This window comes from Pseudomonas sp. PS01297, from assembly GCF_029959305.1.
In the GTDB taxonomy this organism is placed as follows: domain Bacteria; phylum Pseudomonadota; class Gammaproteobacteria; order Pseudomonadales; family Pseudomonadaceae; genus Aquipseudomonas; species Aquipseudomonas helleri.
The window spans coordinates 1-11,401 of sequence record NZ_JASCPQ010000133.1 but is presented as its reverse complement, the minus strand read 5'-3'; the positions used below and the strand labels follow the sequence as shown (position 1 = coordinate 11,401).

Annotated in this window: 12 protein-coding genes, 1 tRNA gene and 1 pseudogene; 7 read left to right on the top strand and 7 right to left on the bottom strand. The window is 55.0% G+C overall.

Annotated features, from left to right (window positions below; genetic code table 11):
- A partial coding sequence (locus QMX84_RS24470) for an FAD-binding protein (protein ID WP_282364996.1) occupies positions 1 to 828 on the bottom strand: 828 nt, incomplete at its 3' end.
- A gap of 32 nt (positions 829 to 860) precedes the next feature.
- Here QMX84_RS24470 and QMX84_RS24465 point away from each other — a divergent pair.
- The 3 genes and pseudogenes from QMX84_RS24465 to QMX84_RS24455 form a co-directional block, all read left to right on the top strand.
- Positions 861 to 1,019 (top strand): annotated as a pseudogene (locus tag QMX84_RS24465) (helix-turn-helix domain-containing protein); the annotation flags it as partial.
- 187 nt (positions 1,020 to 1,206) lie between these two features.
- Positions 1,207 to 1,968, top strand: coding sequence for a class I SAM-dependent methyltransferase (locus QMX84_RS24460; RefSeq protein WP_262123779.1), 762 nt, complete (start codon positions 1,207 to 1,209; stop codon positions 1,966 to 1,968).
- A 69-nt stretch (positions 1,969 to 2,037) separates the two neighbouring features.
- Positions 2,038 to 2,304, top strand: a complete 267-nt coding sequence (locus tag QMX84_RS24455) for a hypothetical protein (protein WP_282364995.1) — start codon at positions 2,038 to 2,040, stop codon at positions 2,302 to 2,304.
- A 3-nt stretch (positions 2,305 to 2,307) separates the two neighbouring features.
- Here the strand turns inward: QMX84_RS24455 and QMX84_RS24450 are convergent, their stop codons facing one another.
- On the bottom strand, positions 2,308 to 3,279 hold the full coding sequence (locus tag QMX84_RS24450) for an AraC family transcriptional regulator (RefSeq protein ID WP_262123778.1): 972 nt from the start codon (positions 3,277 to 3,279) through the stop codon (positions 2,308 to 2,310).
- Positions 3,280 to 3,728: 449 nt separating this feature from the next.
- Here QMX84_RS24450 and QMX84_RS24445 point away from each other — a divergent pair, with 449 nt between their 5' ends.
- Positions 3,729 to 4,571, top strand: a complete 843-nt coding sequence (locus tag QMX84_RS24445) for a P-loop NTPase (RefSeq protein ID WP_282364994.1) — start codon at positions 3,729 to 3,731, stop codon at positions 4,569 to 4,571.
- A gap of 302 nt (positions 4,572 to 4,873) precedes the next feature.
- On the top strand, positions 4,874 to 6,100 hold the full coding sequence (locus QMX84_RS24440) for an MFS transporter (RefSeq protein ID WP_262123776.1): 1,227 nt from the start codon (positions 4,874 to 4,876) through the stop codon (positions 6,098 to 6,100).
- Between the two features lie 128 nt (positions 6,101 to 6,228).
- Here QMX84_RS24440 and QMX84_RS24435 read toward each other — a convergent pair.
- The 5 genes from QMX84_RS24435 to dapA all read right to left on the bottom strand — a co-directional run bounded on the left by QMX84_RS24435 (position 6,229) and on the right by dapA (position 9,927).
- Positions 6,229 to 6,318: transfer RNA gene (locus tag QMX84_RS24435), tRNA-Ser, on the bottom strand.
- A 92-nt stretch (positions 6,319 to 6,410) separates the two neighbouring features.
- Positions 6,411 to 7,124, bottom strand: coding sequence for a phosphoribosylaminoimidazolesuccinocarboxamide synthase (purC, locus tag QMX84_RS24430; protein WP_048368685.1), 714 nt, complete (start codon positions 7,122 to 7,124; stop codon positions 6,411 to 6,413).
- A 28-nt stretch (positions 7,125 to 7,152) separates the two neighbouring features.
- Positions 7,153 to 7,911, bottom strand: a complete 759-nt coding sequence (locus QMX84_RS24425; RefSeq protein WP_282364993.1) for an MBL fold metallo-hydrolase — start codon at positions 7,909 to 7,911, stop codon at positions 7,153 to 7,155.
- 4 nt (positions 7,912 to 7,915) lie between these two features.
- Positions 7,916 to 9,031 carry an outer membrane protein assembly factor BamC gene (gene bamC, locus QMX84_RS24420; RefSeq protein WP_153329612.1) on the bottom strand — a complete coding sequence of 372 codons (1,116 nt, stop codon included), beginning with the start codon at positions 9,029 to 9,031 and terminating at the stop codon, positions 7,916 to 7,918.
- A 17-nt stretch (positions 9,032 to 9,048) separates the two neighbouring features.
- Entirely contained in the window at positions 9,049 to 9,927 is an 879-nt protein-coding gene (gene dapA, locus QMX84_RS24415; protein WP_153372288.1) for a 4-hydroxy-tetrahydrodipicolinate synthase, read from the bottom strand.
- Between the two features lie 328 nt (positions 9,928 to 10,255).
- Here dapA and QMX84_RS24410 point away from each other — a divergent pair, with 328 nt between their 5' ends.
- Positions 10,256 to 10,816 (top strand): glycine cleavage system protein R, encoded by a 561-nt coding sequence (locus QMX84_RS24410; protein WP_048368689.1) that lies wholly within the window; start codon positions 10,256 to 10,258, stop codon positions 10,814 to 10,816.
- Positions 10,817 to 10,830: 14 nt separating this feature from the next.
- Positions 10,831 to 11,304 carry a peroxiredoxin gene (locus tag QMX84_RS24405; protein WP_282364992.1) on the top strand — a complete coding sequence of 158 codons (474 nt, stop codon included), beginning with the start codon at positions 10,831 to 10,833 and terminating at the stop codon, positions 11,302 to 11,304.
- Positions 11,305 to 11,401: the final 97 nt, after the last annotated feature.

Sequence of the window (11,401 nt, the reverse complement as noted above, 5' to 3'; positions counted from 1 at the left end):
CGCCCCGGTGCGCCCTTTTTTTTTTATATTAAAAAACGCCGGGGCGCCACCCCCCGCTCCTACTTCCATCACGCGACCGTCAGCATGATAAAAAACCGCCCACTTATAGAGCGCTGATTTGGTCACCGACGAAAAAGCCGGGCACAAGCCATACGCATTGGAAAACTCCATGCCGGAAAAGTCGGCGCCGACTTCGGCCGCCATCAAATGCCCGTCGCCCGTCAATACATTGCAACCCAGCGCCCGACTTAGAAACGCGCAGCCACCCGTCGCGATGACTACCGCAGCGGCTTCGACCTTCCATTCATGATTTTTCTGTCGCGAGAAACCGGACGCCCCACTGACGCGCCCTTCACTGTCTGTGAGCAGTTGCAGCGCCGGGCTGTGATCGAGAATTCGCACGCCGGCCTGCTTCACCCGCTTGCGCATCAAACGCATGTATTCCGGGCCCTGCAAAGAAATACGCTGCTGCTGGCCGTCGCTGTCGAGCGGGAACGGATAACCCCAGTCAGCGAGGGTTTGCATGTTGCTCCAGGTTTGTTCGAGGACGCGGTCCATCCAGTCGTTTTCCGCCAGATAGCCACCGCGCGCATAGCGGCTGGCTTTGGCGTCTTCACGCTTTTGCGCGTCAGGCTCGACGTACCAGACGGCCGTGCCCGATGGCGCCGTAGCCCCGGACGCCCCGCAGTAGCCTTTGTCCGCCAGCACCACACGTGCGCCCTGGGCCGCCGCGCTGATCGCCGCCCAAGTGCCCGCGGGTCCACCCCCGATCACCAGCACATCGGCGCGCCACTCACGCCCGCCCACGCGCTCCTCAAGACCTGACATAGTGAATTCCTTGTTGAAACAGAAGAATTTTAGGTATGACGCAAGCCAAATTTGCAGCGCTGATTGACGTTCAACTCGGCACCTTACGTAACTGGGAACAAGGCCGTAGAGAGCCCACCGGCCCCGCCAAAGCCCTGTTAAAAGCCATCCATAATGACCCGGTGCACGTACTCAATGCGCTGGCTGGCTGATCAACACAACCTCTGACGACCTTCCCCAGTGCTGCGCCAACAGCAGCACTGCAGGAACGCTGCTTGCAGCCAGACACCTTCAGGGCAGGTAATGCCCGACAAGCCTTGTAAACATTAATGGCGTGTTTTTTGCTGGACGTTTAGTCAACTTCAACCCTTCAGGCGACCCCTCCACAGGAGTTTGTAGATGAGTGACACGACCTCACCCCGGCCTCAGAACGTGTACGACGATCCGGTATTTTTTGAAGGCTACAAGAACCTGCGCAAGAAGGATTCGGGGCTGAACGGTGTGCTTGAAATACCGGCATTTCATGCGCTGCTGCCCAAATTGCAGGGGCTTAAAGTGCTGGATTTGGGTGCAGGATTTGGTGACTTCGCACGCTATGCCCGCAGCCAGGGCGCCCAGGCGGTCACTGCTGTCGATATTTCACAAAAGATGTTGTCTGAGGCCCGGCACCTCACCCAGGACGACAAGATTGTGTATGTGCATCACCCGATCGAAAGCTTCACACCCGAGGATCAAGCTTTTGATCTGGTGGTGTCATCGCTGGCGCTGCACTACATCGATGATTATGCAGCGGTGGTCAAACGCGTGTACGCAGGCCTTGTCCCGGGTGGCCAATTCGTTTTTTCAGTCGAACACCCGCTCTGCACGGCGCAGCCAAGCGGCTGGGTCCTCAGCCCTGAGGGCGAACGCCTGCATTGGCCACTGGACAATTACCACTATGAAACAGAACGCCAAAGCCGTTGGTTTGTGGAGAACGTGACCAAGTTCCACCGGACTCTGCAAACCTACGTCAACACACTGATAGTCGCGGGTTTTCGACTGGATCATCTGGGCGAACCCACGCCTTTGTCGCATGCACTAAAAGAGCGCCCATCATTAACAGATGCACTTAGACGCCCGCCTTTTTTGTTATTGGCAGTGAGCAAGCCCGACGTAAGTTGAATGGACGCCGATATAATTCGTCTGCCTTTTCGCCATGTTTATGTGGAAAAATCGAGACACTAAAAGGCTATGGATGGCCTCCCCTTTCTCGCTTCTGATTGCCACCAACAGGTCTGGAACACCCCTGACGAAGCCATACCGCACAAACTTTATTTTGAAAAAAATCGGTTACCAACTCTCATCTACGCTGAGAGCGACGACCATTTAAAAGCTGCTAAACAGCCGACAGAGAAAGCCAAACTACGCACATCCATAAAAAACCGAAACAAAATATGTATTTTTTATGACAACAAACAAACAGAAATAAAAGCTAAAACAAAAACTCCTGAAACTTAATACTCAAGATAAATCCCTGTAGTTCTGAGGCGTCATCCCAAACCACCTTAAAGAGGCTTTGTAGAAACTGCTCTGATCACTAAAGCCCAATGTCGCAGAAATATACTTAATACTGTATACAGAGTGCCTCAAATAATCATGCGCCAAGGCTTGCCTGACATCGTTATACACCATGGAAAAGCTGAGCCCCTCATTCCTTAAAGAGTACTGCAAGGTTCTTTTGCTCACTTTAAGTGCGTCCGCAATTGAATCCAATGTCGGGGTAACCCCCAGGGCTAAACTTTGCGCAACGGCTCTTCTTATCTTCGACGATGCGAAACCGGTGGGCGATGATTCCAGTTGAACTTTAAGAAACTCAGCGTGTAGACGGTCTAGCTTTGGCGATGCTGTAATCAGTGGGTAATTGCAAATTTCCCGAGGAAATACCAATACATTATGACCTGCTGAAAACTTTAAATTCCGCCCAAACACCTCTTCCAGCCCCGCTCTTTCGCCGGGAGGAGCATAGACTAATTCAACCCCCAACGGCACCACATAATAATGAGGGACCAGCCACCTGATCAGCGCCAGTAAAATTGAGAAGCCTGCGTCTATAAAGACGCGGGGCACTTTTTTGGTCACCTCAATACTGACAATTTTTACGATATGGTCATGTAATTCCAGCTTTAACAATGAACCACTGCTGATCAAGGGATAGTAATTTACCAGGCGTTCAAGGGCTCCCCCCAATGTCGCACATGACATGACTGCATACCCCAACGCCCCCAGCATGGCGGGGTGCATGTTCCTGTACGCCCTTAATCCCAGATCCGGGTCGCAAGAAGTTACAGCAAGATTGGCCAACCACTCATACACCGACTGGATTTCAACAAATTCCGTGTCATCGACATAATCATGAAATGTTTCACTGGACTTATAGACAGTCCCCAACGCTCGACAGAGCAAGTAAACATATGATTTTCGAATTCTATACATTCATTCATCCACGGAACAAACAAGAGCACGAACGAGTGCCTTCTAATTTTCAGACATAAAATAACGTGCACAACAGACTCTATAGAATTAATCCTGCCACAGGACTGAGTCAATGCTGTTGCGCTTCAGGACATACTATTAGCCTCAGGGGACACTTATGATTAAAGCATGCGCATGGGAGAATGAAATCACATAGCAAGTCTCTAAAAAACCCAAGAAGTATCAACCCCATGGACAATCATAGAAAAAAACGCGGATGGTGGTGGGCTTATAAAAAAATACGCTCATTGCACTGTTCCCGAAGTACCGCCGCATTTAGAGCCACGCGCTTTTTACTCACGGGGGACACGGGTGCTTTCAGAGACAAACATAGCCACTACAAAATAAGAATAAAATTATAACCCGGCAAGTTTACACTTGCGCAACCCGCTAAGGACGGCGTTATCTTCATGAAAAAAAAGCATTCAGTTCAGGTCATTGCCATTACCGGCGGCAAAGGAGGCACCGGCAAAAGCACACTGGCCATCAATCTATCCATTGCCCTGGCCACTTTAGGGCAGAGGGTTGCGTTACTGGACGGCAACCTTGAACTGCCTTGCATCGATACACTGCTGAATATCAGACCGCAGAGAACACTCTCAAACTTGATTGAAGGCAATTGCACCTTAACCGACATACTGCACACTGGCCCCCGAGGCATCAACTTGATACTCGGCAGCCCCTACTCAAAAACGATGCACGGTCTTCTAACCGCTCATCACGTCGGGATTATAAACGCGTTCAACGAAATCCAGACTGAAGTGGATGTACTGGTTGTAGACACTGCCTCCGGGGCCAATGATTCTGTCCTGAACTTCACACGTGCCGCTCATGAAGTATTGGTGGTCATCTGTAATGAGCCAGCTTCGATCCTGAATGCACACGCGCTTATCTATACGCTAAATAACCAATATAAAATCAGAAAATTCAGAGTTATCAGTAATAGAACGTATAGCTCTGTGGAAGGCCGCGATGCATTTAGCAAACTGCTTGCCCTGACCTCCTGTAACGTTGACTTGTCACTTATGTATGTTGGCAATTTACCCGAAGATCTCGCCGTACGGTACGCGACCCACAAACGACGAGCCGTCTATGAAATTTCACCCCGCTCGAAATTTTCTCGAGAGCTTGAAGCGATTGCAAAAAAAATCAGCAGATGGCCACTCCATACAACACCGAGAGGGCACATCGAGTTTTTCATGGACAGTTTGATCATGGCGCCACCGGGTCATGGCACAAAGACACCCGGATAATAGCTCTCATTCCCTAATGTGCAAACTGCATTTACTGTTCATGTTCAGAAAAATGACAGTCAAAAAGATTTCGTCAAGCGATTGACGTATTAACCCTGAGAGATATTTCACACCTTCAAACATCCGCCGCTCAGTAAGCCACTGTTCTACCTCGCGAAAGCAACCGGGTCATCGCATTAATTACACTGATGATCACTATCGAAACGACCGCCTGCCTGATTGCCGAAATGGCTTCTTATAATCGCCTCCCAATTCCCCTCCTCGCCTGCCCTCAGGCGATATCCATCCTGGAACCCCACCCCATGCCAAGCGCAAGCCAGGCCTCCAGCGGCCTACCCGAACATAATCAGCAAAGCGTCAAACAGCAGTGGATGGCGATTCTGTCGGTCTGCGTAGGCGCCTTTGCCTTAGTGACCAGCGAGTTTCTCCCGGTGGGCGTCCTCAACGACGTCGCCACCGACCTTGGCATCAGCGCGGGCCACGCCGGGCTAATGGTAACCTTGCCCGGCATAATGGCGGCGCTCGCCGCCCCCTTACTGTCTGTTGGTATCGGCGCCATGGACCGGCGTTATCTGCTAATCGGCCTGACCCTGCTGATGATCGTCGCCAACTCGGTGGTAGCCGTCGCCAGCGACTTCAATTTGCTGCTGTTGGGCCGCGCATTGCTGGGTATCAGCATCGGCGGCTTCTGGGCGACCGCCATCGGCCTCAGCGGCAGGCTGGCCCCCAAAGGCGTGAGCGTCGCCCAGGCAACCTCAATCATCATGTTCGGGGTGACCTTGGCCACCGTGCTGGGCGTGCCCGTGGGCACTTGGCTGAGCGGCCTGATGGGTTGGCGCATGACGTTTCTGCTCACCGCGCTGCTGGGCTTGCCGGTGCTGCTGGCACAAATTTTTCTGTTGCCGCGCCTCAATCCGGAAAAGGCCATTTTGGTGAGCGACCTGCCAGCCTTGTTTATCAACCCGAAATCCCGGGTTGGCCTGATCGCCGTATTGCTCATTGGCCTGGCCCACTTTGCGGCATACACCTACGTTGCACCGTTCTTTAAAAACAGTTCGGGCTTCGATGGACCGACCATTGGCTCCCTATTGCTGCTCTACGGCGCGGCCGGGGTTCTGGGTAACTTCTTTGCCGGCTTCGCGGCCAACCGCAGCGTGCGCTACACCCTGCTACTGGTTGCATTGATGATCGGCGCCAGCACCGCTCTGTTCCCCCTTTTCGCCACCCACATGACCGGTGCCGTCATGCTCATTGCACTCTGGGGCTTTGCCTTCGGCGCCTTCCCGACTTGCGCCAGCATCTGGATGTTCGTCGTTGCCCCCAAAGACGTTGAACGCGGCATGCCGCTGTTCATCGCCTTGTTCCAGGTGATTATCGCCCTGGGCTCATTCTTCGGCGGCCAGATCGTCGACCAAATGGGCAGCGCAATGCTATTCAGCCTCGCCACCGCACTGGTCGGCTGCGGCTTTGTCACCGTGCTGGTGCTGGGGCGTAATGTGAGTAATAGCCTGGTGGCAGAGCCGGCTTAATCAGCGGCAGGAAGTATCGATGCATTGAGCGGCGCATTATCCGCCGCTCAATGCCTGAGATAGCGAACTTATCGAATAGAAACGAAAAAGCCCCGTAGCTTATTCAGCTACGGGGCTTTTCTATGTAATGGCGGAGAGATAGGGATTCGAACCCTAGGTACTGTCGCCAGTACAACGGATTTCGAATCCGTCCCATTCGGCCACTCTGGCATCTCTCCAACGGCGCGCATCATAACAACGCTTTTGATTTCAGGCAAAGCCTTTTTTCAAAAAAATCGCGTGCTATCAGTTGCTTGCGCGCTTTTACAGCTTAAAGCGGGACGCCGAGGCGGTTTGCAACTTCTTCGTAGGCTTCGATAACGTCGCCCAGGCCCTGACGGAAACGGTCTTTGTCCATTTTCTTGCCAGTGGCTTTGTCCCATAGACGGCAGCCGTCCGGGCTGAATTCGTCGCCCAGGACGATGGTGCCGTCGTGGAATACGCCGAATTCAAGTTTGAAGTCGACCAGCAGCAAGCCAGCGTCGTCGAACAGTTTGTTCAGCACGTCGTTAACTTTGAGCGACAGTTCTTTCATGCGAACCAGTTGCTCGGCTGTGCCCCAACCGAATGCCACTACATGGGATTCGTTGATGAACGGGTCGCCCTTGGCGTCGTCCTTGAGGAACAGTTCGAAGGTGTAAGGGTTGAGCTTCATGCCCTCTTCAACACCCAGACGCTTGACCAGGCTGCCTGCCGCGTAGTTACGCACAACGCATTCAACCGGGATCATGTCGAGCTTTTTAACCAGGCATTCGTTGTCGCCCAGCAGTTTGTCGAATTGCGTCGGCACGCCGGCGGCTTCGAGTTTCTGCATGATGAAGGCGTTGAACTTGTTGTTCACCATGCCTTTACGATCGAGCTGCTCGATACGCTTGCCATCAAATGCTGAGGTGTCGTTGCGAAACAACAGGATCAAGCGGTTTTCGTCGTCAGTCTTGTAAACCGATTTCGCTTTACCGCGATAGAGTTCTTCACGTTTTTCCATGATGGGCTCCGCATGCTAAGTAGGTGGGCTAGGCGATTGTGCGCCAGTCGAGCCCTGAATCTTGATCCGCCAGTTGCAGCCAGTCCGGGTCGCACCCAAGGGTGTCGACGAAACATTGTCGGGCCAGCTGCGGCAGGTTGTTCTTGCTGCTGAGGTGGGCCAGCACCAGGTGTTGCAGGTCTTTCCAGCCCAACTCGGCCACCAGGTTTGCGGCCTGATGGTTGTTCAAATGTCCTTCCTGACCACCCACTCGCTGCTTGAGAAAGTAGGGGTAGTGACCACGGGCCAGCAGGTCGCGGCAATGGTTAGCCTCGATCATCAGCGCATCCAGATCGCGGTAGCTGTGCAGCACGCCTGCGCAATAGGAACCCAGGTCGGTCAACAAGCCAAAGCGCCGCTGACCATCACTGAACACATATTGGGTGGGCTCCTGAGCATCATGCGCCACACGGGTCACACTGATGGTCAGGGCGCCGATCTGCAGCGTCTCACCATCGGCCACGAAACCGGCTGGTTCCAGTGGTTTGCGCATCCCGCGCTGAGTGCCACGGCTCATATACACCGGCAAATTGTAGCGCCGAGACAGCAAACCCACGCCATGCACGTGATCGGCATGTTCGTGGGTTACCAGAATCGCGCTCAGTTGGTGTGGGCTGACGCCTAACCGAACCAGGCGGCGCTCGGTTTCTCGCAACGAGAAACCGCAATCGACCAATACATAGGTGCTGTTGCTGGCTATCAGCGTGCCATTCCCTTGGCTACCACTGCCGAGAACGGCAAAACGCATAAAATTAGCCCAGGTTGTCTTGAATCTCGCTCAACACTTTGCGCGCCACTTCTGGCGATGCGCTCTTGTTGATGTTCTCTTCAACCGTCACTTGTACGCTGTCGCCGACCTTGCTCAGGCGAACCTGATAACGCTGGGCGCGGGCTTCAACTTCTTCCTTGCTCGGCTTGCCACCAAAGAGACCGGAGAAGAAACCAGGTTTCTCGTCCTTCTTCTCGGCTTTTTCCGCCAGGTTGATGTAGTACAGGCCCAATGTGCGGTTGATGTCTTCAACGCGCCAATCGCCTTGCTCAAGTGCACGACCGACACTGGACCAGGCACGGTCGAGGTCTTCGGTGAGGCTCAGTACCGGGTTGCCGCTGCCGTCTTCGCTCAGGGTGACACGCGCCGGGGTATCGAAGTCACGGGCTGCCAGCAACGACACCGAACCGCCCTTCTCGGCGCTGCGACTCATGCTGATCAGCATTTCGTCAACCAGGCCCGCATCCAGACCGGTGTTCACCGAGTTCTGTGTGAAATCAACATTGGCGGTGCTGCCCGCCGGGCGGTTGGCGCTGACCACGTAGATTTCGCTGGTGTTGCGCTGCACGCCTGGCTCGATGCGCACCCGCAGACGGGTTTCACTGTCGGCAGCCAAGCCGCTGCTGGTCACGTGACGGGCAATCGGCGAGGACAATTCGCCAGCCTGCTGCCAAGCGGTGGTGAACTCGCCGGTTTGTGGGCGCTGCTCGTCGATACGGAAGCCGTTGTCCTGGAAGAATTGCATCGCAACCGACCACACCTCGGACGGCACGTGCTGCGCCAACACCCAACGGCTGTCGCCGGTTTTTTGCAGGCTGTAGTCGCCGGAGCTGGTAATCGCCGCCAAAGGTTGTGGACGTGGCACGACAAACTCGCCCTTGACGTTGTCATCCGGCACGTTGGCCGGAATCGGCAACAACGGCACCAGGCGCTTGTCAGTGACAACGCCCGGCGGCAGTTTCATCGGTGCAGTTTCTTGAGCTTGCAAATAGTCGCTGCCACGGTCCCGGAAGTACCCATCTGGGCCCCACAGCCAACCGCAGCCGCTGGTGCTTGAAATAATCACGGCTAGTGCGGAAAGTCCGGCCAATCGCTTCATGCGTAATGCTTCCTCAATTAAACCAGGACGCCGGACTGGCGCATGGCCTGCCGCAGCGGTTCGTGACAGGCTTCGCTGAGCCAGGTGAGCGGCAGACGGATACCGTCCGGCATCAAGCCCATCTCATGCAGCGCCCACTTCACGGGGATCGGGTTGGATTCGATAAACAGGGTTTTATTGAGCGGCATCAGTTTTTCGTGAATCGCACGGGCCGTATCAGCATCGCCACGCATCGCAGCGGCACACAGGTCGCTCATGTCACGCGGGGCAACGTTGGCGGTCACCGAGATATTGCCTTTGCCGCCGAGCAGGATGAGCTCTACAGCCGTGGCGTCATCACCGGAGTACACCAGAAAATCGCTGCTCACACCGGCCAGAATGGCGGGTACACGGGTCAGGTCGCCAGTGGCTTCCTTGATGCCGATGATGTTTTTCACTGTCGACAGGCGCACCACGGTTTCTGGCAGCATGTCGCACGCCGTACGGCCCGGAACGTTGTAGAGGATCTGCGGGATATCAACCGCTTCGGCAATGGCCTTGAAGTGCTGATACAAGCCTTCCTGGGTCGGCTTGTTGTAATACGGCGTCACCAGCAGGCACGCATCTGCGCCCGCGGCCTTCGCGTTGGAGGTCAGTTCGATCGCTTCACGCGTCGAGTTGGCGCCTGTACCGGCAATCACCGGAATACGCCCCGCCACCTGTTTGACGACGTGACGAATCACTTCGATGTGTTCGTTCACATCCAGAGTTGCTGATTCACCTGTGGTGCCAACGGCAACAATGGCGTTGGTGCCCTCTTGCAGGTGAAAGTCCACCAGTTTGCTCAGAGCGTCCCAATCAAGACGTCCTTGTGCATCCATAGGTGTGACCAGTGCCACCATACTGCCCGCAATCATGCAACCGCTCCTGCCGGAAAAAGAGAGCCGTAATGGTACTGGCGCCATGACCCTTGCACAAGCAACAGCGCGCCTCATGAGCATTCCCCTTCGCGTTGCTTTTCGCTACCCTTCATCCTTTGATTGGTACTGATGTGTGCGAACGTCTGTTTTACGGGCCTTTATGTCAGCATTTCACACCCTGCCCCCACGCCACAGAACGCAGTTTGCCGCGTGTGCAAATTGCCTGAAACGGCCTGCTGGCGGGCTTCTGCTGTTTGTTAAGGGCTTGATTTTCGACTCGCACGCCATCGACCGTACTGACCGCTCATCGTTTTAGGAAGGCTGCATGTCCACCCCCACAGTCCGCGAACAATTTCTTGTCATCAGTGCACTCGGCGCCAACCCAATGGAGCTGACTAACGTCCTGTGCCGGGCCAGCCATGAAAATCGCTGCGCGGTGGTGACCTCTCGTCTGACTCGCCACGGCGAATGCAGCGCGCTGGTACTGGAAATTTCTGGCAGCTGGGACGCCCTGGCCCGCCTTGAGGCCGGCCTGCCCTCCCTGGCCAAACGCCACGCGTTCAACGTCAATGTGGTGCGCAGCGCGGCACTTGAGACTCGCCCGCAAGCACTGCCGTACGTGGCTTATGTCAGTTCGGCCTACCGCTCGGACATCATCAACGAGCTGTGCCAGTTCTTCATGGACCACAACGTTGAACTCGAAAACCTGACCTGCGACACCTATCAGGCCCCGCAAACCGGCGGCACCATGCTCAACGCCACGTTCACCGTGACCTTGCCGCCCGGTGTGCAAATCAGCTGGCTGCGCGACCAGTTCCTGGATTTCGCCGATGCCCTGAACCTCGACGCGCTGATCGAACCGTGGCGCCCACAGAACCCGATGTAAGGAAGGAACCCCTCATGGCCGTTGCACTTGACCAACCCGTAAGCGACTTCCAGATCCCGGCGACCGGCGAGAAAACCGTGAGCCTGTCGGCCCTCAAAGGCAAACAGGTGGTGATTTACTTCTACCCCAAAGACAGCACGCCGGGCTGCACCACTGAAGGCCAGGGCTTTCGTGACCACTACGCAGAGTTCCAGACCGCCAACACCGAAGTGTTTGGCGTATCACGGGATAGCCTCAAGTCTCACGAGAACTTCAAGGCCAAGCAGGCGTTTCCATTTGAATTGCTGAGCGACAAGGACGAAGCCTTGTGCCAGCTGTTTGACGTGATCAAGCTGAAAAAGCTCTACGGCAAGGAGTACTTGGGCGTGGATCGCAGCACCTTCCTGATCGACAAGGAAGGCGTCCTGCGTCACGAATGGCGCGGCGTGAAAGTGCCAGGGCATGTTGAAGCGGTGCTGGAACAGGCCAGGCAATTGAACCAGGCCTGACCTGGTCCGCATGACTTGGGATCTACACCCTGTGGGAGCGGGCTTGCTCGCGATGCCGACAACTCGGTCTATCTAATACACCTTGTCGGCCCAATCG